Origin of the sequence: Natrinema amylolyticum, from assembly GCF_020515625.1 — an archaeon.
Lineage (GTDB): Archaea > Halobacteriota > Halobacteria > Halobacteriales > Natrialbaceae > Natrinema > Natrinema amylolyticum.
This window is the reverse complement of the sequence record NZ_JAIWPJ010000003.1, coordinates 397,858-420,579: the sequence shown is the minus strand read 5'-3', so window position 1 is coordinate 420,579 and position 22,722 is coordinate 397,858. Positions and strand designations below refer to the sequence as shown.

Annotated in this window: 22 protein-coding genes; 5 read left to right on the top strand and 17 right to left on the bottom strand. The window is 65.4% G+C overall.

What is annotated here, in order from left to right; translation table 11 throughout:
- Positions 1 to 168 precede the first annotated feature (168 nt).
- Positions 169 to 345, bottom strand: coding sequence for a hypothetical protein (locus tag LDH66_RS17725; protein ID WP_226482411.1), 177 nt, complete (start codon positions 343 to 345; stop codon positions 169 to 171).
- 311 nt (positions 346 to 656) lie between these two features.
- On the opposite strand from LDH66_RS17725, the gene LDH66_RS17720 reads away from it, so the two are divergent.
- Positions 657 to 1,307, top strand: a complete 651-nt coding sequence (locus LDH66_RS17720) for a DUF502 domain-containing protein (RefSeq protein WP_226482410.1) — start codon at positions 657 to 659, stop codon at positions 1,305 to 1,307.
- Positions 1,308 to 1,674: 367 nt separating this feature from the next.
- Complete coding sequence (locus LDH66_RS17715) at positions 1,675 to 4,317, top strand: ATP-binding protein (RefSeq protein ID WP_226482409.1); 2,643 nt, start codon at positions 1,675 to 1,677, stop codon at positions 4,315 to 4,317.
- A gap of 46 nt (positions 4,318 to 4,363) precedes the next feature.
- Here the strand turns inward: LDH66_RS17715 and LDH66_RS17710 are convergent, their stop codons facing one another.
- The 15 genes from LDH66_RS17710 to LDH66_RS17640 form a co-directional block, all read right to left on the bottom strand.
- Positions 4,364 to 5,263 (bottom strand): transcription initiation factor IIB, encoded by a 900-nt coding sequence (locus tag LDH66_RS17710; protein ID WP_226482408.1) that lies wholly within the window; start codon positions 5,261 to 5,263, stop codon positions 4,364 to 4,366.
- A 103-nt stretch (positions 5,264 to 5,366) separates the two neighbouring features.
- A complete protein-coding gene (locus LDH66_RS17705; protein ID WP_226482407.1) occupies positions 5,367 to 5,720 on the bottom strand; it encodes a hypothetical protein in 354 nt (117 codons plus the stop codon).
- A gap of 90 nt (positions 5,721 to 5,810) precedes the next feature.
- On the bottom strand, positions 5,811 to 7,070 hold the full coding sequence (gene thrC, locus LDH66_RS17700) for a threonine synthase (protein ID WP_226482406.1): 1,260 nt from the start codon (positions 7,068 to 7,070) through the stop codon (positions 5,811 to 5,813).
- A 56-nt stretch (positions 7,071 to 7,126) separates the two neighbouring features.
- A complete protein-coding gene (locus tag LDH66_RS17695) occupies positions 7,127 to 7,507 on the bottom strand; it encodes a helix-turn-helix domain-containing protein (RefSeq protein ID WP_226482405.1) in 381 nt (126 codons plus the stop codon).
- Between the two features lie 85 nt (positions 7,508 to 7,592).
- Positions 7,593 to 7,841 (bottom strand): DUF8001 family protein, encoded by a 249-nt coding sequence (locus LDH66_RS17690; protein WP_226482404.1) that lies wholly within the window; start codon positions 7,839 to 7,841, stop codon positions 7,593 to 7,595.
- A 526-nt stretch (positions 7,842 to 8,367) separates the two neighbouring features.
- On the bottom strand, positions 8,368 to 9,297 hold the full coding sequence (gene argF / locus LDH66_RS17685) for an ornithine carbamoyltransferase (RefSeq protein ID WP_226482403.1): 930 nt from the start codon (positions 9,295 to 9,297) through the stop codon (positions 8,368 to 8,370).
- 24 nt (positions 9,298 to 9,321) lie between these two features.
- Positions 9,322 to 10,392 (bottom strand): [LysW]-lysine hydrolase, encoded by a 1,071-nt coding sequence (locus tag LDH66_RS17680; protein WP_226482402.1) that lies wholly within the window; start codon positions 10,390 to 10,392, stop codon positions 9,322 to 9,324.
- Positions 10,393 to 10,394: 2 nt separating this feature from the next.
- Complete coding sequence (locus tag LDH66_RS17675; RefSeq protein WP_226482401.1) at positions 10,395 to 11,543, bottom strand: aspartate aminotransferase family protein; 1,149 nt, start codon at positions 11,541 to 11,543, stop codon at positions 10,395 to 10,397.
- A complete protein-coding gene (locus LDH66_RS17670) occupies positions 11,540 to 12,406 on the bottom strand; it encodes an acetylglutamate/acetylaminoadipate kinase (RefSeq protein ID WP_226482400.1) in 867 nt (288 codons plus the stop codon). Before LDH66_RS17670 ends, LDH66_RS17675 begins: the two co-directional genes overlap by 4 nt.
- Positions 12,407 to 13,483: an N-acetyl-gamma-glutamyl-phosphate reductase gene (gene argC / locus LDH66_RS17665; protein ID WP_226482399.1), complete on the bottom strand. Its 1,077-nt coding sequence runs from the start codon at positions 13,481 to 13,483 to the stop codon at positions 12,407 to 12,409.
- Positions 13,483 to 14,358 carry a lysine biosynthesis protein LysX gene (gene lysX, locus LDH66_RS17660; RefSeq protein WP_226482398.1) on the bottom strand — a complete coding sequence of 292 codons (876 nt, stop codon included), beginning with the start codon at positions 14,356 to 14,358 and terminating at the stop codon, positions 13,483 to 13,485. The genes argC and lysX overlap by 1 nt, the downstream gene beginning before the upstream one ends.
- Before the next feature lie 88 nt (positions 14,359 to 14,446).
- A complete protein-coding gene (lysW, locus tag LDH66_RS17655) occupies positions 14,447 to 14,611 on the bottom strand; it encodes a lysine biosynthesis protein LysW (RefSeq protein WP_005554620.1) in 165 nt (54 codons plus the stop codon).
- Between the two features lie 228 nt (positions 14,612 to 14,839).
- Positions 14,840 to 16,345 carry an argininosuccinate lyase gene (gene argH / locus LDH66_RS17650; RefSeq protein WP_226482397.1) on the bottom strand — a complete coding sequence of 502 codons (1,506 nt, stop codon included), beginning with the start codon at positions 16,343 to 16,345 and terminating at the stop codon, positions 14,840 to 14,842.
- A 2-nt stretch (positions 16,346 to 16,347) separates the two neighbouring features.
- Positions 16,348 to 17,589 (bottom strand): argininosuccinate synthase, encoded by a 1,242-nt coding sequence (locus LDH66_RS17645; protein WP_226482396.1) that lies wholly within the window; start codon positions 17,587 to 17,589, stop codon positions 16,348 to 16,350.
- 444 nt (positions 17,590 to 18,033) lie between these two features.
- Positions 18,034 to 19,164, bottom strand: a complete 1,131-nt coding sequence (locus LDH66_RS17640) for a helix-turn-helix transcriptional regulator (protein WP_226482395.1) — start codon at positions 19,162 to 19,164, stop codon at positions 18,034 to 18,036.
- Between the two features lie 86 nt (positions 19,165 to 19,250).
- Between LDH66_RS17640 and LDH66_RS17635 the strand changes: the two genes are divergently transcribed.
- The 3 genes from LDH66_RS17635 to LDH66_RS17625 all read left to right on the top strand — a co-directional run bounded on the left by LDH66_RS17635 (position 19,251) and on the right by LDH66_RS17625 (position 20,445).
- A complete protein-coding gene (locus LDH66_RS17635; protein ID WP_226482394.1) occupies positions 19,251 to 19,445 on the top strand; it encodes a DUF7554 family protein in 195 nt (64 codons plus the stop codon).
- 72 nt (positions 19,446 to 19,517) lie between these two features.
- On the top strand, positions 19,518 to 20,018 hold the full coding sequence (locus LDH66_RS17630; protein ID WP_226482393.1) for a 2'-5' RNA ligase family protein: 501 nt from the start codon (positions 19,518 to 19,520) through the stop codon (positions 20,016 to 20,018).
- A gap of 109 nt (positions 20,019 to 20,127) precedes the next feature.
- Positions 20,128 to 20,445, top strand: a complete 318-nt coding sequence (locus LDH66_RS17625; protein WP_226482392.1) for a rhodanese-like domain-containing protein — start codon at positions 20,128 to 20,130, stop codon at positions 20,443 to 20,445.
- 54 nt (positions 20,446 to 20,499) lie between these two features.
- Here the strand turns inward: LDH66_RS17625 and LDH66_RS17620 are convergent, their stop codons facing one another.
- Positions 20,500 to 22,650: an ATP-dependent DNA helicase gene (locus LDH66_RS17620; protein ID WP_226482628.1), complete on the bottom strand. Its 2,151-nt coding sequence runs from the start codon at positions 22,648 to 22,650 to the stop codon at positions 20,500 to 20,502.
- Positions 22,651 to 22,722: the final 72 nt, after the last annotated feature.

Genomic DNA, 22,722 nt, shown 5'->3' with positions numbered 1-22,722 from the left:
GCTGTGACCGATCCCGGCTCGGACGAGCCGGTCACGGTGTGGAGAGCCCGATCTGCGACGGACGCGAGGAACCGGCGACGAACGCAGGTGAGACCGGATCCTCAAGCAATTCGAGGGAGATCACACCGTCGACGGGCGGCGATGAATCGAGAGATGCAGCGGGGTCGGTCAGGGGAGCGACGCGGCGGACTGCTCGAGGCGAGTGAAGGCGCCGTCACCGCAGACGCAGTCTTCGCTCGTGCCGAGCGGACGGACGGAGCCGTCCCGATCGATCTCGGCGACGAGGATCGCCTCGCAGTTCTCGCATCGGACCGCGGCTCGCGTCCGTTCGGATTGAGTCGACATGGATCTCAACGAAGAGTCCACACGGTCATCACTATCGCTCCAAAGTGTGAAGGTGGGATGATACGGAATGTTTCACTGAATCGGTCCGTACCAGCGTCGTTCCCCCTCGAGCGGCGGCGGTCCCGGTCCGTCGATCGATCGGGCCGATCGGCCGACTGCGCGGGGACGGTCGCGTCTCGCCGCGATCACTCGGAAATCGATTATATACGCGAATAGAGACGTCGGTGCTGGACACACTCATCTATCGACAGGTCCCGCCCATTCCGCCCGCAAGCCCAACGGTTTCGGAGTCAGCCCGATTGGTAGGACGCATGGGAGGTCTCGGCTCGAGAGTACAGCGGTGGCTCATCAACGGGGTCGTGATTACGATTCCGCTGGTCGCGACGCTGCTCGTCGTCCTCGTCGTGCTCGATTTCATTCTCGGCGTGCTCTCACCGGTGATCACCGGCGTGACGTACGTCTGGAGCGACGAGCCGCCGGTGCCAGTGATTCAGATCGCGACGCTCCTGTCCGTGATCGGGTTCTTCCTGCTAGTCGGGATCGTCGCGGAGCATACGCCCGGGAAGTACCTCTCCAAGCGGGTCCACGCGACGATGGAAACGATCCCCGGCGTCAGTACCGTCTACGAGAGCGTCCGACGGGCGAGCAAACTCCTGTTGGACGACGAGACGGACCAGTTTCAGGACGTAAAACTCGTCGAATTCCCCCACGAGGGGGCGTACATGCTCGGCTTCCTCACCGCAGAGACGCCGCCCGTGGTCGAAGCCAGTGCCGGCGAGGACGAGATGGTGACGATCATGGTCCCGCTCGCACCGAACCCCGCCACGAACGGGTACGTGATGCACATGCCCACGGAGAAGGTCCACGAAGTCGACCTGACCGTCGAGGAAGCGTTCCGGTCGATCGCGACGCTCGGCGTCGCCGCCGATAGCCTCGGCGATACGGCAACCGGTGACGAGTGAGTCCGAGACGACGCTCCGGTTCCGGTCGGTCACTGACTCCCAAAAGACGTTGGCCGTGGCTACATTATCACCGAGCGGAAAGTCATCCCGTGGCCACACGGCCCCGCGACAGGGAGACGAGACACGGCGTGTCGGACCCCACCGCGACCCGCTAGAATACAGGGACGGGTCGACGAGGTCCGAAATCGGCCGCACGACTTCTCGAGTCCCGACGCACGGGACAACGCTTCGAGTGGGTTCGATGCCGCGAGTGACTCGAGGCGAACCAGTGGCCGTCACCCGCGGATGTCGATCGCCGGGTGTCGACCGATCAGTTTCACCCCGGTATACGACCATTTATACCGGATGGCGGCCCTAGCAGTGTGCAATGGCGCAAGCGGGAAATTCCGAACTCGTCGACTCTTTCGAGCAGTTCTTTCGCAACTACTACGACAGCGAGATCAAGCAGCTTGCGCAGCGGTATCCGAACGAACAGCGGTCGCTCCATATCGACTGGCAGGACCTCTACCGGTTCGATCCGGACCTCGCAGACGACTTCATCAACCAGCCCGAACAGCTCCAGCGCTACGCCGAGGAGGCGCTGCGGTTGTACGACCTCCCGATCGACGTGAGCCTCGGGCAAGCACACGTCCGGGTCCGGAACCTCCCCGAGACGGAGTCCCCCGAGATCCGTGAAATCCGCGCCCGGGACATGAACTCCCTCGTTCAGGTCCACGGGATCGTCCGCAAGGCCACCGACGTCCGCCCGAAAATCGAGGAGGCCGCCTTCGAGTGCCAGCTCTGTGGTACCCTCACTCGCGTCCCCCAGTCCAGCGGCGACTTTCAGGAGCCCCACGAGTGTCAGGGCTGTGAACGACAGGGCCCCTTCCGCGTCAACTTCGACCAGTCCGAGTTCGTGGACTCGCAGAAGATTCGAGTACAGGAGAGCCCCGAAGGACTCCGCGGCGGCGAGACTCCACAGGCCCTCGACATCAACATCGAGGACGACATCACCGGCGAGGTCACCCCCGGCGACCACGTCTCCGCGATCGGTGTCCTCAGACTCGAGCAACAGGGCGACCAACAGGAGAAGTCCCCCGTCTTCGACTTCTACATGGAGGGGATGTCCGTCGAAATCGACGAAGAGCAGTTCGAGGACATGGACATCACCGGCGAGGACAAAGAGGAGATCGTCCGCCTCTCGAGTTCCGAGGACATCTACGAGCAGATGGTCGCCTCCATCGCGCCCTCGATCTACGGCTACGATCAGGAGAAGCTCTCGATGATCCTCCAACTGTTCTCGGGCGTGACGAAACAGTTGCCCGACGGCTCGCGGATTCGGGGCGACTTACATATGCTCCTGATCGGGGACCCCGGTACCGGTAAATGCGTTCGCGGTGAGACGGAAGTCACGCTCGCAGATGGCCGAGACGTACCGATTCGCGAACTCGTCGAATCGAACCTCGACGATCCGAAACCGATCGACGACGGGTGGTACGACGAGATCGATATCGACGTTCCTTCTTTACAGGAAAACGGAGAAATCGCCCCACAGCGTGCGACGAAAGTCTGGAAACGAGAGGCACCCAATCGGATGTATCGGCTTCGGACCGCTGGTGGACGGGAGCTCGAGGTGACGCCGTCGCATCCGCTGTTCATCAATGTCGATGGTGACTTTCAGCCAGTCCGCGCCGAAGAGCTATCGGTTGGCGACCACGTCACTGTAGCCGAGACGGGAACGGAGCCGATCAGCCAACCGACCACGGAAAACACAGTGGCTGACGGGGGAGCCCTACGTTCGAAGGACGCCGTCGAATCCAGTCGAATCATCTCGATCAAAACGGTCGAACCCGATTACGACTGGGTATACGACCTCGAGATCGAAGGAACTCATAACTACATCTCGAACGGCGTCGTTTCGCACAACTCCCAAATGCTCGCGTACATCGAGAACATCGCGCCGCGAGCCGTCTACACCTCCGGAAAGGGCAGCAGCTCGGCGGGGCTCACCGCCGCGGCCGTTCGCGACGACTTCGGCGACGGCCAACAGTGGAGTCTCGAGGCCGGCGCGCTCGTCCTCGCCGATCAGGGGATCGCGGCGATCGACGAACTCGACAAAATGCGACCGGAAGACAGGAGCGCCATGCACGAGGCCTTAGAGCAACAGAAAATCTCGGTCTCGAAGGCGGGGATCAACGCCACGCTCAAGTCTCGCTGTTCGCTGCTGGGCGCGGCGAACCCCAAGTACGGCCGCTTCGACCAGTACGAACCCATCAGCGAGCAGATCGACCTCGAGCCGGCGCTGATCTCGCGGTTCGACCTGATCTTTACGGTGACGGACACGCCCGACGAGGAGAAAGACCGCAATCTCGCCGAACACATCATCACGACCAACTACGCGGGCGAGTTGACCACCCAGCGCGAGGAGATGTCCTCGCTTGACGTCAGCACCGACGAGATCGCCGAGATGACCGATCAGGTCGATCCGGAGATCGACGCCGAACTTCTACGGAAGTACATCGCCTACGCCAAGCAGAACTGCCATCCGCGGATGACCGAGGAGGCCCGCGACGCGATTCGGGATTTCTACGTCGACCTCCGATCGAAGGGCACTGACGAGGACGCGGCGGTGCCCGTCACGGCCCGCAAGCTCGAGGCGCTGGTGCGGCTGTCGGAGGCCAGCGCCCGCGTTCGGCTGTCGGATACGGTCGAACAGAGCGACGCCGAGCGGGTCATCGAGATCGTCCGCTCGTGTCTCCAGGACGTCGGCGTCGACCCCGAGACCGGCGAGTTCGACGCGGACATCGTCGAGGCCGGGACCTCCAAGTCCCAGCGCGACCGGATCAAGAACCTCAAACAGCTCATTAGCGATATCGAGGAGGAGTACGACGACGGCGCGCCGGTCGACATCGTCATGGAGCGGGCCGACGAGATCGGGATGGACCAGTCCAAGGCCGAACACGAGATCGACAAGCTCAAACAGAAAGGCGAGGTCTACGAGCCGAGTACGGACACGCTCCGGACGACGTAACGTCGAAGGGGGCGAGTCCGACGTCGCCGTCGCGAGAACCGAGCCGTCAGAGTTCGTCGATGTTCGTGACCGTCGAACGAATCGTCACCGCCGCGACGTCGGCGACCTCCGCCGCCGCGGCCTGCGTCAGTGACGGCCACTCCTCGCGTTCGCCGGCGGCCTTGTAGAGACAGCCCGCGGCGACCCCGCTCGGATTGCGCCCACCGATCAATCCCGCCTCGAGCAGGGCGTCGACGTACTCGCGGGCACGGCGCTCGACGGCCGATCCGAGGTCGAGTTTCGAGGCGTACCGCGGCAGGTACGTCGTGGGGTCGATCGGGCCCGTCGGAAGCCCGAGTTCGCGGTTCAGCGCGTCGTATGCGACCTCGAGTTCGTCGCCGTCGGCGCGTGCGATGTCGGCGATTTCGTCGATCGTTCGGGGGACCGAGCGCGTCCGACAGGTCGCATAGATCGCGGCGGCGGCGAACCCCTCGAGCGAGCGGCCCTGAAAGAGCCCTTCGGACTGCGCGGACTCGAAGAGGGCACAGGCCTGTTCTCTCGTGGAGTCCGGCAGGGAGAGCAGAGCAGTGATTCGCCTGATTTCGGCGAACCCGTAGACCTGGTTTCGTTCCGCCTTCGACGAGATCCGTGCGCGATTGTGCTCGCGGCGTAGTCGCGCGATCTGTCGACGTTTGCGGCCGGTGAGTCGAGAACTGTATCCCGAGTTCGAGCCGGACCCGTATCCGATCTCCGTCGAGAGCCCCCGGTCGTGTCTCGAGCGAGTGAGCGGTGCGCCGGTCCGGCGCCGGTCGGTATCGTCGTCCTCGAACGACCGCCATTCGGGTCCGCGGTCGATCGCGTCCTCGGCGGAGATCAGTCCGCACTCCTCACAGACGATTTCGGTACCCCTCCTCCGTAATCTGCCGTCACACTCGGGACAGATCGCAGCCGAATCGGTGTCCGCCATTGGTTATTACTGTATATATTCAATTCTTTCCCCTTTGTATTTAAATTGTCGGAAGCGATGAATGATGGGTGGAGACACGGAAACGGAGCAGACCGGACGGCGACTAGCGACCGACGAGCCGCGAGAGCAGAGATCGAGACTGTGAGTCCGACGGCGTAACCGACGACTCCGACGGCTCGTCTCGCTCGGTCAACAGGCGTTCGTACTGATCGATAACGGCCTGTCGACGGGTTTCGCTCGTTTCCAGCGCGTCCTCGAGTGCGGCGATCCGAACGTGGAGTCGCGTTCGTTCGATCTCGTAGGAGAGTGGCGGTTCCTGGGGGTCCGAGTCGAGGGAGGGCCATCGCGACGAGCCGTCGTCGCCTCGATCCGGCCCGATGATCGAATTCGAGCGATCGATTCGCGTCCGGTGGTCAGCGGGGAGCGTGAAATCGGGGCCTCGTTGTTCGGCGGACATGGGACACTTTCGGGTTCAGTACCGATCCGGAAAAAGCTCAGTCAGTCGGGTGTCAGACGCGTCTGACGCGGGTCGTGCGTCCGAACGACGTTACTCCGCGAGATGCTCGAGTACTCCCTGCGTGTCGGCCGGCACGGGTTCGGGTTCGCTGCCGGCGGCGGCCGCGGCATCGGGATCCTTGAGCAGGTGGCCGGTGGTGAGACAGGCGACGCGTTCGTCGTCCTCGACGATCCCTTCGGCGCGGAGCTTTCGCAAGCCGGCGATCGAGGCGGCGGAGGCGGGTTCGACGCCGATCCCCTCGCCGGCGATATCGCGCTGGGCCTCGGTGATCTCCTCGTCGGAGACCGCGACGGCGGTGCCGCCGGTCTCGCGGATGCCGGGCAGGGCCTTCGGCGCGTTGACCGGGTTCCCGATCCGGATCGCGGTCGCGCGGGTCTCGACGTCCTCCCAGCGACGGACCTCGTCGGCCCCGTTCTCGATCGCCTCGACCATCGGTGCAGCGCCCTCGGCCTGAACGCCGGTCAGTTTCGGCACGTCGTCTTCCGCGAGTTCGCCCGCCTGGACGAGTTCGCGGAAGGCCTTGTACAGCGCCGACGTGTTGCCCGCGTTGCCGACGGGCAGCACGATACGGTCCGGAACGGCGTCGTAGTCCGCGAGGAAGCCCTCGAGGATCTCGAGGCCGATCGTCTTCTGGCCCTCGAGCCGGAACGGGTTCAGCGAGTTCAGCAGATAGGCCTCGCCCTGACCCGCGAGTTCCTGGACGATGTCGAGACAGGCGTCGAAGTTGCCGTCGACCTCCAAGATGCGCGCGCCGTGGAGGCTGGCTTGTGCGATCTTCCCGGCGGCGACCTTGCCGGCGGGGAGGAGCACGAGCGTCTGCATGCCGCCGCGGGAGCCGTAGGCGGCCAGCGCGGCGCTGGTGTTGCCCGTCGAGGCACAGGCCAACCGACCGACGTCGAGTTCCTTCGCGACTCGCACGCCGACGGTCATCCCGCGGTCCTTAAACGACCCCGTCGGATTCATCCCCTCGTGTTTGATTCGCAGGGCCTCGACGCCGACCTCCTCCTCGAGACGGGGCACCTCGTACAGCGGCGTCGCGCCCTCCTGAATCGAGACGCCGGATTCGAATGGCAGCGCGTCGGCGTAGCGCCAGACGCCCTCGCCCTCGAAGTCGTCGAACGTCGGCAGGTCGGCGTAGCGGACCTCGAGCAGCCCGTTACAGTCGTCGCAGGTGTATCGGACGTCGTCGAAGGGGGCGAACGTCTCGCCGCACTCGATGCACTCGAGCCAGACGCCGTCGTCGGCGTCGTCGGGTCGTTCCGGCCGGTCGGCCGAGAGACTGAGACTCATTGTCGGTCAGAGGGAGGCGACGTGCAAAAAGCAAGTGGATTCGGCAGTGGGACCGATCACTGACGTCCGTCGAATTCGTCGATCACGTCGTGAACCGTCGCCGTCCAGGCGTCCAGCGCTTCGTGGAGCAGTTCCTTGGCCTCGGGCAGCGCGATAGCGGTGTACTGATAGACGTAGCCGCCGCCGTCGAGTAGCCGCCGATCCCGGCGAACGAGCCCGCGCTCGCGGAGCGTCGAGAGGGAGCGGTTGACGGTACTCCGGTCGCGCTCGAGGGCCGCGGCCAACTCCTCGATCGTACTGCCGGGTCGGTCACACAGCGCGAGATACGTCCGCGTCTCGTGGTCTTCGATACCGAAGACGCAACTCATCACCTCTTCGAACGGCGGGTCCGATTCCTCCATCAGTTCCCCGAGACGATGCTGGGGGGCGTCGGCCATACCGATCCGTACGGCCCAGCGCGTAAAAATACTCGCCGGGGCGGACGTCGCGACCTCGCCGAGGCCGACATCGCGACCGCTGGCATCACGCGTCCTCGGGCGGTGTCCCGTAGCCCATCTTCCGAAGACAGGTCCGCATCTCGGATTCGCTCTCGTGACGGTGGAGTTGCGTCGGCGTATCGCAGTAGTAGACCGAGCCGTCGTAGCGCAACGTCACCTCGTAGTCGTCCTCGAGCATCGTCGTTCGCACGACGACTCGTCGACCGTCCCGAATCGCGTCGATGATCTCGTCAGTCGTGCGTTCACCGGCGTCGATCCGGAGCGAGTCGGACATCACCGCTCAGTAGACGGACGACGCTAAAAGGGGTTGTCCTCGCCGGTGAACGGTCGGATCGGCGACCGGGAGCGCCCCGATCCCCGCAGTCGGTCGTCGATACCTCACCCCCTCATCGCCGTTACAGCACGATCATCGCGATCAGGGCCGCCGGAACCAGCAACATGAGAACCGTCGCGAGTACCAGTCTGAACAACATGGTTCAGTCGAGCCATCGATCAACGCCCGTATAACGGCGACAGATAGTTCAACTATCCGAACAGATTCTGGATCGTATCAACAGCGAATTGACTAGAGAAAGTGGGAATTTCTTCGCGAGGACGAAGAGTACCGGTCGAGTAGGGACCGACAACTGCGACTGCGACGGTCGCTCCCGACGCGCTACTCGAGCAGCCAGCTCAACAGCGCCTTCTGGGCGTGAAGGCGGTTCTACAACCCACCTTTTTTCATTCGGGTTCGTTCCACTCACCGCTCACGAAAAAATCTGGACCAAAAAGCCGCCCGCTCGTTTCACTCGCGGTCGGTGCTACTCGAGCAGCCAGCTCAACAGCGCCTTCTGGGCGTGAAGGCGGTTTTCGGCCTGATCGAAGACGATCGATCGATCGCCCTCGATGACGTCGTCCGTGATCTCCTCGCCGCGGTGGGCCGGAAGGCAGTGCATAACCGACGCCTCGGGGGCGTGCTCGAGTAAGTCCGAGCAGACCTGGAACCCCTCGAAGTCGTTCATTCGGACGTCGCGTTCGTCCTCCTGTCCCATACTGATCCAGACGTCCGTGTAGATGACGTCCGCGTCGGTGACCGCCTCGACGGGATCGGTCGTGACGGTCGGGTCACCGCCGAGTTCGCGGGCGCGCTCGAGGACGTCGTCATCGATCTCGTAGCCCTCGGGCGTCGCGACCGTCAGATCGATGTCCGTCAGCGCAGCGCCGAGCGCGAACGACTGGGCGACGTTGTTGCCGTCGCCGATCCAGACCGCCGAGACGTCGTCGAACCCGCCCTTGTGTTCGCGGATGGTCAGCAGGTCCGCGAGCGTCTGGCAGGGGTGGGCGTCGTCGGTGAGGCCGTTGACGATCGGCACCGAGGAGTACTCCGCGAGCACCTCGACGTTCTCGTGTTTGAAGACACGGGCCATCACGGCGTCGACGTACCGCGAGAGCGCACGCGAGGTGTCTTTCAGCGGTTCGCCCCGGCCGAGTTGGATGTCGTCTTCCCCGAGGAAGATCGCGTGCCCGCCGAGTTGGGTCATGCCCGTCTCGAAGGAGACCCGGGTACGGGTACTCGCCTTCTGGAAGAGCATCCCGAGGGTCTGTCCGGACAAGTCGGCGTGATCCTCGCCGGCTTCGACGGCGCGTTTGTACTCGTCGGCCCTGTCGAGAACTGCGAACAGTTCCGCCTCGGAGAGGTCGTCGACATCGAGGAAGTGTCTCGGCTGCGTATCGTTCGTCACTGTTGTCATGGTCTGATAGCTCGTCTGAAAATACTATTGCTCACTGAGTGTGCGCGCGACGCGCTCGAGGACCGATACCGACTGGTCGAACTCCGACAGCGGCAGTCGTTCGTCGGGCGCGTGATCGAGGTCCGAGTTGCCCGGCCCGTAGGTGACCATCGGGCAGTCCCAGGCCCCGGCGTAGATGTTCATGTCGCTCGTTCCGGTCTTTCGCACCAAGCGAGGATCGCCGCCTTCCTTGCGGATGGCGACGCGAAATGCCCGTGCGACCTCGGTTCGCGAGCTCATCATCACCGGCGGGACCTTGTCCTTCCAGGTCACGGTCCCGACCTCGAGTTCGGCTTCCGCGGCTTCGCGGACGGTTCCGACGTCGAGAGCCGGCGGCACGCGCAACTGGACGTCCATCGTCGCCTCGACGGAGAGGCCGTCCTCGCTGACGCCGCCTTCGATGTCGACCGGCTTGGTCGTCACCTGCTCGAAGACCGGTTCGTACTCGTCGCCCTCGAAGTACTCCTCGACGGCCGACCACCAGCGGACGGCGTGTTGGATCGCGTTCGGGTCCGGACGGGAGGTGTGGCCGGACTCGCTGGTCGCGACGTAGGTGCCGGCGATCAGACCGCGATAGCCGAGCGTGATCCCGTCGGCGCCGGACGGCTCGCCGTTGACGACGGCGTCCGGCGGCTCCTCTCGGTCGTCGACCAGGTAGCGCGACCCCTTCGAGTCGATTTCCTCGCCGACGACGCCGACGAAGGAGACGCCGGTGCGGACGGCGGCGGCCGCCATCGCGGCGAGGGGCCCCGTCGCGTCGACGCTACCGCGACCCCAAAGGATCTCGTCGTCGCCGGTCTCTTCGACCTCGACAGGGATGTCCCCCGGCACGGTGTCGATGTGCGAGGTCAGCAACACGGCGTCGTCCGCCGGTGCGCGGACGTTCCCGACCGCGTCGATCCAGACCTCCCGGTCGTGGGCCTCGAAGAAGTCAACGAGGCGTTCGGCCGCCTCGCGTTCCTCGCGGGTCGGCGAGGGGATCGAAACGAGATCGATCAGCAGTTCTCGGGCGTCCGCCGCCGTCACGTTCATCGGTTCGCTCGAGCTTGCGTTCATGATTATGAGTCGGTGTCGGGTGCGACGACCGCGGTCAGCGCCTCTACGAGCTGGTCCGCCTCCGCCTCGTCGATCACGAGCGGCGGTAGCAGTCGCAGCACGGTCCGGCCCGCGGGCAGCGCGAGCACCTGCTGGTTCATCGCCAGATCGCGGGCGACGCGGTTCGCGCCTCGTTTCAACTCGAGGCCGACGAGCAGGCCGTCACCGCGGACCTCGCGCACCTCGTCGCCCAGCGCCGCCTCGAGTTCGGTGACGAGATAGTCGCCGATTTCGGCGGCGTGGGTGGGCCACTCCTCCTCGACCAGCGTCGAGACAGTCGCGTGAACCGACGCGGCGACGACGGGGCCGCCGCTGAACGTGGCGTTGTGCGAGGCCGCGCCGTCGGCGATCCAGTCCCGCACCGCGACCGCACCGACGGGCAGGCCGTTGCCCAGGCCCTTTGCCGTCGTCAGCACGTCGGGCGTGACGCCCGCGTTCTGGCAGGCCCACATCTCGCCCGTGCGGCCCATACCGGTCTGGACCTCGTCCAAGACGAGCGCCGCGCCGGCCTCGTCGGTCAGTTCGCGTGCGGTCTCGAGGTAGCCCGCCGGCGGAACGTTGATCCCGCCCTCGCCCTGAATCGGCTCTAAGATGACGGCTGCCGTCTCGTCGTCGACGGCGGCCGCGAGCTCCTCGCCGTCGCCGTAGGGGACGAACTCCACGTCGCCGGCCAGCGGCTCGTAGGGCTCCTTGTACTTGTCCTTCCAGGTCGCCGCGAGCGCCCCCATCGTCCGCCCGTGGAACGAGCGGGTGGCGGCGACGATCTTCGACTCTCCCGTGGCGGACCGGGCGAACTTCAGCGCGGCCTCGTTGGCCTCGGTCCCGGAGTTACAGAACCAGGCGGACTCGAGTCCGTCCGGAGCCGCCGCGACGAACGCGGCGTAGGCGTCCTCGCGCGACTGGACGGGGTAGGATGAGTCGACGAACGTCAGATCGCCGACCTGTTCCTGCACCGCGTCGACGACCGCGGGATAACTGTGACCCAGCGGCGTACAGGCGAAACTCGCGCCCGCATCGAGGTACTCCGTGCCGTCTGCGGTGTAGAGGAACGGCCCCTCGCCGCGCTCGATGCCGATCGGCTTGCTACCGGAGACGAAATCCAGGTCGCTCATTCTGCTGCCTCCGTTTCCGCGTCGGTTTCGTCCGTGAGCACGCCGGGCTCGAGGGTCGTCCCCTCGCCCGCGAGCGCGCTCGTGATCGGTTCGTCGGCGTTGGCGGTCGCGACGGTGACCGACGCCGCACCGCCCTCGAGGGCCTCCTCGGCAGCCATCACTTTCTTCGTCATGAAGCCTTCAGCGGCCTCTTTGACGGCCTCGAACTCGGTGGGCGTGGACGCCGACTCGATGCGCGTCGACTCGTCGTCGGGGTCCTCGTAGATCCCCGAGACGTCGGTCAGCACGACCAGATCGGCCTCGAGCGCGCCCGCGATCGCGGCCGCGGCGCGGTCGGCGTCGGCGTTGACAGCCGTGTAGCCGCCCGATTTCTCCTTCCCGAGCATGGGAACGGAGACGACCGGCGTGTAGCCGCCCGCGAGGGTCGTCTCGAGCAGGTCCGCGTTGACGGACTCGATCTTGCCCGAGTGGTCGCCGCGCTTGATCTTCTTCTTGCCGTCCTCTTTCACGCGGACGGCGGACTTGCGCTTGCCGCAGAGTAGTTTGCCGTCCGTGCCCGAGAGGCCGACTGCGTTCACCCCTTCATTATGCAGGCTCTCCACCAGATCGGTGTTGAGCTTGCCGGGCATGACCATCTTGAAGACGTCCATGGTACGCTCGTCGGTGAAGCGCCCGACGACGCCGCCGGGCGTTTCGACGTAGGTGGGCTCCTCGCCGAGTTCCTCTAAGGTCTCGTCGACGGCGGTCGAACCGCCGTGGGTGAGGACGACGTCTTCGCCGTCCTCGACGAGCGAGGCCACGTCGGCGAGTGCGCCTTCGGGATCGACGGCGCGTGCGCCGCCGATCTTGACGACAACCGTCATTTACGGCGCCCCCACGGGGTGGAGCCCCGTAAACTCGAGTCCGGCCGTCTCCTCGAGGCCCAGCGCGACGTTGGCGGCGTGGACCGCCTGCCCCGCGGAGCCCTTCATCATGTTGTCGATCGCCGAGAAGACGACGATTCGCTTGTTCGACGGGTCGAGTTCGAAGCCGACCTCGGCCAGATTCGTCCCGGCGACCGCCTTCGGTTCGGGGTAGCGGTAGACGCCGGAACCGCCGGCGGCCATTCGGACGAACGGCTCGTCCTCGTAGCAGCCGCGGTAGGCCTGCCAGAGGTCGCCCTTCGAGACCGGGCCAGACGGGAAGACGTGGTTCGTCGCGCTCGCACCGCGGATCATGTCCACGGCGTGGCAGGTGAAGGCCACAGAGGTGTCGAGGAACTGCTCGATCTCGGCCTCGTGACGGTGCCCGGTCGGCGCGTAGGGGCGCACGACGCCCGAGCGCTCGGGGTGGCTCGAGGCCTCGCCGCCGCCGGCGCCGCCCTCCGACGACCCCACTTTCACGTCGACGACGATCTGCTCGCCGCCCTCCAGGATGTCGTGTTCGAACAGCGGGTAGAGTCCGAGGATCGTCGCGGTGGCGTTACAGCCGCCACCGGCGATGAGGTCGGCACCCTCGAGGTTTTCGCGATTGATCTCGGGAAGGGCGTATTCGGCCTTCTCTAAGTACTCCGGCGCGTCGTGGCCGTCGTACCACTCGTCGTACTGATCCTCGCTCTCGAGGCGGAAGTCCGCCGAGAGGTCGACGACGGTGTCGGCAATGTCGAAAAAGTCGTCGATCTGGCCCATGGAGACGCCGTGTGGCGTCGCCGCGAACAGGACGTCGACCGACTCGAGGTCCTCGGGTTCGGTAAAGCGCAGGTCCGACCCGCGCAGCGGCGGGTGGACGGAGCCGACGCTCTTGCCGGCCTTCGACCGACTCGTGACCTCCGTGATATCGAAGTTGGGATGGCCGGCGAGCAGTCGCAGGAGTTCGCCGCCGGTGAAGCCGCTCCCGCCGATGACGCTCGCGGTGATCGTCTCGGCGTTTTCGTCCGCGCCGGTCTCGGTCCCGACCGCCATCAGGCGGTCACCTCGAGTTCCGGATCCGCGGCCGCGGCTTTCGTCTCGAGCCAGTCGACGACGGTGCCGGCGACGTCGGTCTCGACGGCCTCGTCGAGCGCCTTGAACTCGACGGTGTGGTTGACCTCGTGAACGGTGTACGAGTCACCGGTCTCCATCAGGTCGACACCGAGCAAGCCGCCGCCGACGGCGTCGCTGGCTTTCCGGACGAGTTCCAGCGCCTCGTCGTCGAGGTCGAAGACGTCCGTCTCCGCACCCTTGGCGGCGTTGGTGATCCAGTGGTCCGACGAGCGGACCATCCCGGCGATCGGCTCGCCGTCGACCGCGAGCACGCGAATGTCCCGGCCGGGCTTCTCGACGAACTCCTGGACGTAGAACACCTTGTGCTCGTAGTGGCCCAGCGTCGCCTTGTGCTCCAAGATGGCCTCGGCGGCCGACTCGGAGTCGATCTTGGCCATCAGACGACCCCACGACCCCACGACGGGTTTGAGGACGCACGGATAGCCGAACTCCTCGATGGCCTCCATGGCCGTCTCCTTCGTGAACGCGACCTTCGTCGCGGGCGTGGGAACCCCCGCCTTCTCGAGCGCGAGGCTGTTTTTCACCTTGTCCGCGCAGATGTCCGCGGTCTCGTGGCTGTTGACCACGGGGATGCCGTAGGCCTCGAAGAACTGCGTGGCGTACAGGCTCCGGCTCGTAGCGAGACAGCGGTCGACGACGATGTCGAGGCCCTCGAACGCCGCGGGCGCTTCCGAGATGTCGAAGGTCTGCTTGCGAACGTCGATCTTCGTGACCTCGTGATCGCGCTCGCGAAGCTCGTTCAACAGGAGCTTCTCGTCCTTGCGAATCCGTGAGTAGAGTATGCCGACGTTCACGCGAGCCACCTCTGTGTAGGGGTCGCGGAGCTACGCGCCCCGCGAACGTGTTTCGAAGGGTGCGGCGATATCGCGGCCGTCTGCAAGGTCACTCACCCCAGTCCTCTTCGAGCTCGGGGGCCCGCTCGAGGACTGGCGGCTCCGTGTCGACGACTTCCAGCTCGGCTCCACAGGTCGTACAGTCAACGATCTCTCCCACTTCCAGATCGTCGTGCAGGGACACCTCAGCCCCACACTCGACGCATTCGGTCATTGTACTCGCACGTGGGAGCCGGGATCCCTTAAAGCCTTCGAACTTAACAGCAAAATTATACTATCTGCACTCCCCTCTAACGGTCCGCTGGGGCTACTTCACCGCAGGTCTACTTTGACATATCATGGAGTAGGTAATTCGTCCCCTCGCGGGGATCGCCGCCGACCCGGCCGAACGACGGCGCGCGATTCCGTCCGCTGACTCGTCCGCGTCACCGGAGGGACGACCTCAGACATAGCCGTTCACCTCCGCCCGGAGCGCCTCGTGTGCGGCCTCGAGCGCGTCGGCCAGCTCACCCAGCGTCTCCTCCTCGGTCGCGACGGCCTCACGGCCCGACTCGATCTGAGGGGCGACAGCGTTGGGTGCGGGGCCGCCCTGCGAGTCGCGACTCGCGACGCTCTCGACGGGATCGAGCGCGTCTCGGACGGCCGCGGGATCGACGTGGGCCTCGAGCGATTCGCCGAGTACTTCCTGCGCGGCGGACTCGAGGGCGTCGTAATCGGCACCGTTGTCAGCGGCGATCGCCACGAGTTCGTGCGCCGTCCGGAACGGCAGCCCGTTGGCCGCCAGCAGGTCCGCAACGCCGGTCGCCGTCGAGAACCCCTCGCCGGCCTCCGCGGCCAGCGTCGCCTCGTTCCAGTCGGCCGTCGCGACCGCACCTGCGGCGACCTCACTAGCTTCCGTCACGGCGTCGACGGTCTCCCAGGCGTGAGTGGTCGCCCGCTGGAGGTCGCGGTTGTACGCGCGGGGCAATCCCTTGAGCGTCGTCGTCAGCCCCTGAACGCCGCCGGCCGCATCGCCCGCGACCGCGCGGACCAGTTCCAGCGTGTCCGGGTTCTTCTTCTGGGGCATGATCGACGACGTCGAGGAGTAGTCGTCCGCCAGATCGACGAAGCCGCGGTTCGCGAAGATGATCACGTCCTCCGCCAGCCCCGACAGCGTCGTCGCGTGTGTCGACAACGCCTGCGTCGTCTCGAGCAGGAAGTCCCGGCTCGAGGCGGCGTCCATCGAATTTTCGACGACGCTATCGAAGCCGAGCAGGTCAGCCGTGCGCTCGCGGTCGATATCGAACGTCGTGCCCGCGAACGCGGCGCCGCCGAGCGGCGATTCGTTGATCCGCGAATAGGCCTCGAGCAAGCGTTCGGTGTCCCGGCGGACGGCCCCTTCGTAGGCCAGCGCCCAGTGCGCCACGGTGGTCGGCTGGGCGGGCTGGAGGTGCGTGTAGCCGGGCATGATCGTCTCGGTGTGCGCTTCGGCGATATCGGTCAGCGACTCGCGGAGCGCGAGCGTCGTCTCGATCGTCTCGAGGACGTCCTCGCGCAGGCGATACCGGATGCAGGCCGCGACCTCGTCGTTGCGCGACCGGGCGGTGTGCATCTTGCCGCCGTCCGCGCCGATGCGCTCGATCACGGCCGTCTCGATGGCCTCGTGGACGTCCTCGCCGTCGGGCAGCGAGCCGTGGCCGTCGACCTCGATCGCGTCGAGGGCGGTCAGGATCTGCCCGGCCACGTCGTCGTCGATGATTTCCTGCTCGGCGAGCATGACCGTGTGCGCGCGGTCGACCTCGAGATCGGCCTCGAAGATGCGTTCGTCCGCTGCGAGCGAGGAGAGGAAGCTCCGGGCGGGGCCGCCGCTGAAGCGGTCCCGACGGACGACCCCCTCGTCGTCGGAACCGCCGTCGGTAGCGACGTCCGGCTCGAGTTCGGACCCGTCGTGAGCGCTCTCCTCGGTCATCGTTATTCCTCGTCCTCGCTACTACCGCTCCCGTCGGTCGCGAGTTCGACTTCCTCGTCTTCAGCGTTCGCGGCGATCGCCTCGTTCGCGAGGCGGCGCTGGAAGCCGTGGTACTTCGCGACGCCGGTCGCGTCTTCCTGCTTGATCTTTCCGACCGTCTCGGTGTCGAAGGAGGCGTGTTCGGCGGAGTAGGCCGCGAACTTGCTGTCGCGTGCGACCGGACGCGCCTGGCCGCCTTCGAAGCGGATCGTAACGGTCCCGGTGACGCGCTTCTGGGTCTCGTCGATGAAGCTCTCGAGCGCGCTCACGAGCGGCGCGTCGATCAGGCCCTCGTAGCCCTTCTGAGACCACTGCTGGTCGATCTGTTGCTTGAACTGACGCTCCTCCTGGGTCAGGACGAGTCCCTCGAGGGCCTCGTGGGCGTTCAGCAGCGTCGTCGCACCGGGGTGCTCGTAGTTCTCGCGCACCTTCAGCCCGAGCATGCGGTCTTCCATCATGTCGGTGCGGCCGACGCCGTACCCGCCGGCGAGTTCGTTGAGATGTTCGATGAGTTCGACCGGCTCGTACTCCTGACCGTCGACGGCGACGGGGTAGCCGTTCTCGAAAGTGATCTCGATCTCCTCGGTCTCGTCCGAGGGATCGTCGGTCCACTCGTAGATCTCCGTCGGCGGGACGTAGTTCGGATCCTCGAGCTTATCGCCCTCGACCGAGCGACTCCAGATGTTGGTGTCGATCGACCAGTCGCCGCCGCTGCCGCCCTGGACGGGCAGGTCCTTTTCGGCGGCGTACTCTTTCTCCCACTCGCGGGTGAGTCCGAGTTCGCGCACGGGGGCGATGACCTCGAGGTCCGAGCTGCGCCAGACGGCCTCGAATCGGAGCTGGTCGTTGCCCTTGCCCGTACAGCCGTGGGCGATGCCGGTACAGTCCTGTTCCTTCGCGACTTCCAGGATCGCTTCCGCGATCACCGGACGGGCGAGCGCCGTTCCCAGCGGGTAGCCCTGATAGGTCGCGTTCGCGCGAACGCTCTCGAGACAGAGTTGAGCGAATTCCTCTCGCGCGTCGACGACGTAGTGTTCGAGGCCGAGCGCCTCGGCGGTTTCTTCGGCTTCGTCGAACTCTTCGGCCGGCTGGCCGACGTCGACGGTGACGCCGATCACGTCGTCGTATCCGTATTCTTCCTCGAGCAGCGGGACACAGACAGTCGTGTCCAGGCCGCCCGAAAACGCAAGTGCCACGCGGGTCATATCGTACTCGAGTAAACCCACAGGACGGACTTAAGCTCGTTGGTTTCGTTTTAGAAAATAAACGGTAGAGAAGCTGCTAACCGAAAATTCTGCAGTTTCGGGAATGGTGTAACAATCCGGAGACGTGGGGTGAAGTAAAGAGTGGGCTCAAAGGCCCCGTCGCGGTCGCCGCCGAGCGAGGGTCCCGTCGGTACCGGGAACGGCGAGCATCGTGCCGACGGAGTAGCTCATTGGTAGAACACTGCGGATCCACAGCCTTAAATCCTACTACATCGCGCTCCCGCCGGTCAGGACCGCGAGACGCGGCCGATCTCGGAGAGAGTGAGCGCGTAGTAGAAACAATGGATGGCGCGCTCGCGATGCCAACGACTGGAATCAGTATCGAAGTGAGACGGGACTCGCCTCGAGAGAGCGAGACCGCGATAGACGGGCCGGATACCGACGCTATTCGTCCTCGGGTAACGCCAGCACGTTCTCCCGACCGATTCGGAACACCTCGATCTCGTCGCTCTCGCGCAGGTCGCCGACGACCTGACTCGTCTTGGCCTCGGTCCAGTCCAGTTCCGAGACGACTTCCTGTTGTTTGACCCGGCCGCCGCGTTCCTCGAGCAGTCGCAAGACCCGTTCCTCGTTGCTCAGCAGTTCCGGCGGGGGGCCGTCGGGGACGGTTCGCTCTGAGACGGCCGCACCGTCGGCTCGTTGGACGGTCTCGTCCCCGTCGGCGGTCGCCTCGCCGCTCGAACGGTTGCGGCCGATCAACCAGCCGGCGACGCCGACCGTCGCGAGCAACGCGAGCGCGAGCGTGACGATCGCCCACGGCATCGACGGCTCCTCGCCGGACTGGGGCTCTTCCGTGCCCGTATCGCTGTTCTGTATCAGCACGATTCTGGGCTCGTCGTCGGGGAAGTTCTGTTCGCCGTCCCAACTGACCGATCCGTCCGGTGGGTCCTCCGGCGACGGTTCCACCGCCAGTTCGCCCTCGCTCTCGTAGACGGCGTACTCGTCGGGCCAGCGGAACTGTAACGTCGTGCCGTCGGTGAGCGTGAACCCGGAGAGGGCAGTGCCCGCTTCGATCCTGTTGACCTGGACGCGCGCGAAGTGCGACCACACGAAGGAGACTCTCGCGTGGCCGATCTCCTCCGGTCTGGACGTCGTCTCCGTGGTAATCGAGACGTTCGAGAGCGACATCTCTCGGTCGGTCGCGTTCTCACCCTTGGAGAGCGTCTCGTTCCAACTCCGGCGTTCCTCGGCGACGTACCAGTCCGTATTGTTCGAGATGTTCGCCCGTAAGGACTCCCACTCCGCGGACCGGTTCTCGTCGGAGAGATAGAACTGGTAGTCGACCGTCACCCGTGCCGAACCGTTCTCGGTGATGTACACGTCGATATAGGTCTGATCGGCCTCCCCCAGTCGCGGCGTTTCGTTCGTCTCGCCTTGGCCGTCGGGCGCTTCCTGTAGCGCCGCTCGCTGCGTCCCGACGTCTGCCGCGACACCGGCCGAGGCCGAGACGAACGCGATCGAACACGCAACCACCACGAGCACACACAACAGGGCCCGTAGCCCCCTCACCTCCATTGCTATGATATGCCGGATCCGTCTAAATAGGTCTTTCCGACCGTGATAACGATGTGTTTTTCAAACAGTCACCACAAGGTGAACATATGTTCGATACGCGCGGCGAGATCGGGGTCGAAAGCCTGCTGAAACTCATACTCGGGTTGATCGCCGTCTTGCTCGTGCTCGAGGTCGTCGGAGCGGTGATCGGCAGTCTCACGAGTCTGCTCGGTCCGTTCACCCTCGTTATCCAGCTCGCGATCGCCGTGATGATCATCCTCTGGTTGCTCGATCGGTTCTAATCCGGCCGTCGAGCGGCGTCGGTCGCGAGCGACCAGCAGACTGATAGCCGTCTCGGTCCAATATCGATCGAAGTGTACAGCGTCAACGTTCCGGTCCCCGGTCGCGTTCGGCAGCTCGCGAACCGGCTCCACCCCGACCTGATCGGGTTCGAGACCGTTCGCGAGGACCACTCGTGCCTGCTCAAGCGACTCGGCGAGGCCGACCACGTCGCACAGCTCCAACACCGCGCCCACCGAGCCCTCGAGGGCGCTCCCGCCGTCGAGGCCGCGATCACGGGCATCGACTACTTCGAAGACCCGCCGCTGGGCTCGGCGCCGGTCGTCTATTTAGCCGTCGACAGTCCCGGACTCGAGGGGATCCACGCCGACCTCACCGAGGCCTTCGAGACCGTCGACGGACTCGAGGGCGGTGACTACGTCCCGCACGTGACGCTCGCGCGCGGCGGCGACCTCGCGACCGCGGAACGGCTGGCCGACCGCGAGATCGAGCCGGTCCGGTGGACGGTCAGTGAACTCGAGTTTTGGGACGGGACGTACAAGCTCCCGGTGAGTCGGGTCTCGCTACCGTCGTAGCTCTCCTCTCGCCGCCGTAGCCTGCTCGGATAAGGAATAACAAAATTCATATATTAATCCGCGCTCCGACTTCGGCGGCTACAAGTACCGCTGTTCTCCAGAACGGATAATGGTCGAGGAATTCGCCCCCGAGACGGTCCGCGAACGCATCGAACGTGACGACGAGTTCGACCTCATCGACATCCGCGGCGACGAGGACTACGCCGAGGGCCACCTCCCCGGGGCCGAACACGTCACCGTCGCGGAACTCGAGGAGACCGTCGTCGACCGGGACTGGGCGGACGACGTGGTCGTCTACTGTTACATCGGACAGACGTCAATTCAGGCCGCCCGCCTCATCGAGGAGTACGGCGACGCCGAGCGGGTCGCGAGCATGGCCGGCGGCTACGACGCGTGGGACCCCCTCGAGCCGTCGACCGCCGACTGATCGCGCGCCGAGAGACCGACAGTCCGGTCGTCCGAGAATCGATAGCCGAGAGTCTCACGGTGCCGGCGGCTCGCCGTCGTAGGCGTCGTGACCGCCGTAGAAGTTGAGCATCGAGAACTTGAGTTTCTCCGGCGCGATGTCGATCAGTTCCTCGCGCTCTTCGTGCGGAAAGGTGCCGTTGACGCTGTACTTACCCAAGTCCGACTTCGCGTCTCTCGAGTAGCGCCGATCGAGCAGGGCGCGGACGCCGACGTCCTCCGGTGATCGGATGACGCGCCCGAGCGCCTGTCTGGTCTTGCGGACCGTGGGGATCTCGACGGCGTATCGCCAGCCCGTGTCGGTGCCGTCGAAGGCCACGTCGTAGGCCTCTTGAACCGCCTCGGCACGGTCGTCGAGGTGCGGATAGGGGACGCCGACGACCAACACCGTGTGAGCGTCGTCGCCGTCGAAGCTCACGCCCTCCGCGAGGGTGCCCCACAGCGACGTACAGAGCACCGCGTCGTCGTCGGCGATGAACTGTTTCCGGAGTTCCTCGACGGACTCGCCGGGTTCGTCCAGGTAGACGGTGCGGTCGCCGCGGGTCTCGAGCCGGTCGGCGTACCGACCCGCCTCGCCGTAGTTGGGGAAGAAGGCGAGCGTGTTGCCGGGCGTCATCCGGACGGCGTCGCGGATCGTCTCCGTCACCTCCTCCTGGACGGCGGGGTCGTCGCGGTCCGAGGAGAACAGCGGCGGGCTCTCGACGGCGTACGTTCGGCGATTCTCCGCGGGGAACTGTAGTCCGTAGGCCATCGTCACCGCGTCCTCGAGGCCGAGCACGTTCTCGGTGACGTCGAACGGCTGCAGCGTCGCGCTCATCAGGACGGTCGCGTAGATCTCGTCGAACAGCCGGCCGGTCACCTGCCGCGGGAGACAGGAGTACAGCTCCGCGCGGCCGTAGATCTCGTCGGTACCTGCGTCGCGGGTGACGGAAACGACCGGGTAGAGCCCCTCCGCGGAGCCCTCGGCCATCCACGCGCTGACGAAGGCCGCGGCCTGCAGGGTCTGACACTCCGTTCGCGTGGCCGTCTCGCCCTCGCGGTAGGCCTCCTCGTACTGCTCGTCTAACTCCTGGCCGAGTTTCATCGCGGCCTCCAAGTCGTCCTCGATCCCCCGACCGGAGTAGCGCTGCAGGAACTCGAGGGTGAGGTCGTCTTTCCGGTCGTCGTTGGCGATGGGGACGTCCTCCCAGCCGTCGCCGATCCGTTCGCGCTCGCCGAAGCCGAAGGAGTCCTCGTAGGTCTCGACGAGCGCGCGGTGAAAGGCCGAGAGGACGTTCGCGGCGTCGTCCGAGCGCGGATCGTCCGCGTCGGCGAGTTCGTCCAGCGCGGAGTCGAACGTCCGCTCGGAGCAGGTCCGGGTCGCGTGCTCGCGGGCGGCGTCCTCGACGTTGTGCGCCTCGTCGAAGACGGCGATGATATCGTCGGGATCGCGGCCCAGCCAGCGGAAGAACTGCTCGCGAATGGTCGAATCGAGCAGATGGTGGTAGTTACAGACGACCAGATCGACGCCTTCGAGCCCCTCTTTCAGCAGTTCATAGCCGCAGAACTGCTGTTGTTCGGCGTAGTCGTAGATCTCGTCGGGCGTGCGGACGTCCTCGAAGAGCCAGCCGAAGAAGTCGTCCGTGTCTCCCGTGAGATTATTGCGGTAGTAGTCACAGACGTTCTGCTCTGCTAAGTCCTCGAGGCGATCCTCGATGTCCTCGAGTTCGTCCATGACGGCACTGCGGGCGTCTGCCGCCGACCCGTCGCCGTCCTGGCTCTCGGCGAGCAGTTCGCGCTGTCGCCGCTCGAGTTGGTCGCGGTCGCGTTCGGCGTCGACGACGGCGCGGGTGTTGTCCCGCAGGGCCTGACACTCCTCGTAGTCCACGTCGATGTGGCACATCGAGGACTTTCCCTTGAAGACGACCGCACGGATGGACTCCTCACGGGTGATCGCGCGGGCCTCGGCGACGAACTGGCGCATCTGCTGGTGGACGTTGGTCGTGATGACGACCGTCTTGTCCTGCTCGCGAGCGATCTCGAGGGCGGGGACCAGCGACGAGAGGGTCTTGCCGGTCCCGCAGGCTCCCTCGAAGAGGACGTCCTGTCCCCGATGGAGGGAGTTGTGGATGCGGTCCATCGCCTCGCGCTGGTTCTCGTACGGCTGGTCGTACGGGAAAAAGCGCATGTACCCGGCAGTCTCGGACACACGATACGATAGGTTCGCGCTGCGATAAAAGGATTCGTCTCGATTCGCCCG

What these genes read in the sequence shown, in the direction of transcription:
- LDH66_RS17725 (WP_226482411.1), bottom strand. Translation starts at nt 345, where the DNA reads ATGTCGACTCAATCCGAACGGACGCGAGCCGCGGTCCGATGCGAGAAC.
- LDH66_RS17720 (WP_226482410.1), top strand. Translation starts at nt 657, where the DNA reads ATGGGAGGTCTCGGCTCGAGAGTACAGCGGTGGCTCATCAACGGGGTC.
- LDH66_RS17715 (WP_226482409.1), top strand. Translation starts at nt 1,675, where the DNA reads ATGGCGCAAGCGGGAAATTCCGAACTCGTCGACTCTTTCGAGCAGTTC.
- LDH66_RS17710 (WP_226482408.1), bottom strand. Translation starts at nt 5,263, where the DNA reads ATGGCGGACACCGATTCGGCTGCGATCTGTCCCGAGTGTGACGGCAGA.
- LDH66_RS17705 (WP_226482407.1), bottom strand. Translation starts at nt 5,720, where the DNA reads ATGTCCGCCGAACAACGAGGCCCCGATTTCACGCTCCCCGCTGACCAC.
- thrC (WP_226482406.1), bottom strand. Translation starts at nt 7,070, where the DNA reads ATGAGTCTCAGTCTCTCGGCCGACCGGCCGGAACGACCCGACGACGCC.
- LDH66_RS17695 (WP_226482405.1), bottom strand. Translation starts at nt 7,507, where the DNA reads ATGGCCGACGCCCCCCAGCATCGTCTCGGGGAACTGATGGAGGAATCG.
- LDH66_RS17690 (WP_226482404.1), bottom strand. Translation starts at nt 7,841, where the DNA reads ATGTCCGACTCGCTCCGGATCGACGCCGGTGAACGCACGACTGACGAG.
- argF (WP_226482403.1), bottom strand. Translation starts at nt 9,297, where the DNA reads ATGACAACAGTGACGAACGATACGCAGCCGAGACACTTCCTCGATGTC.
- LDH66_RS17680 (WP_226482402.1), bottom strand. Translation starts at nt 10,392, where the DNA reads ATGAACGCAAGCTCGAGCGAACCGATGAACGTGACGGCGGCGGACGCC.
- LDH66_RS17675 (WP_226482401.1), bottom strand. Translation starts at nt 11,543, where the DNA reads ATGAGCGACCTGGATTTCGTCTCCGGTAGCAAGCCGATCGGCATCGAG.
- LDH66_RS17670 (WP_226482400.1), bottom strand. Translation starts at nt 12,406, where the DNA reads ATGACGGTTGTCGTCAAGATCGGCGGCGCACGCGCCGTCGATCCCGAA.
- argC (WP_226482399.1), bottom strand. Translation starts at nt 13,483, where the DNA reads ATGGCGGTCGGGACCGAGACCGGCGCGGACGAAAACGCCGAGACGATC.
- lysW (WP_005554620.1), bottom strand. Translation starts at nt 14,611, where the DNA reads ATGACCGAATGCGTCGAGTGTGGGGCTGAGGTGTCCCTGCACGACGAT.
- argH (WP_226482397.1), bottom strand. Translation starts at nt 16,345, where the DNA reads ATGACCGAGGAGAGCGCTCACGACGGGTCCGAACTCGAGCCGGACGTC.
- LDH66_RS17645 (WP_226482396.1), bottom strand. Translation starts at nt 17,589, where the DNA reads ATGACCCGCGTGGCACTTGCGTTTTCGGGCGGCCTGGACACGACTGTC.
- LDH66_RS17640 (WP_226482395.1), bottom strand. Translation starts at nt 19,164, where the DNA reads ATGGAGGTGAGGGGGCTACGGGCCCTGTTGTGTGTGCTCGTGGTGGTT.
- LDH66_RS17635 (WP_226482394.1), top strand. Translation starts at nt 19,251, where the DNA reads ATGTTCGATACGCGCGGCGAGATCGGGGTCGAAAGCCTGCTGAAACTC.
- LDH66_RS17625 (WP_226482392.1), top strand. Translation starts at nt 20,128, where the DNA reads ATGGTCGAGGAATTCGCCCCCGAGACGGTCCGCGAACGCATCGAACGT.
- LDH66_RS17620 (WP_226482628.1), bottom strand. Translation starts at nt 22,650, where the DNA reads ATGCGCTTTTTCCCGTACGACCAGCCGTACGAGAACCAGCGCGAGGCG.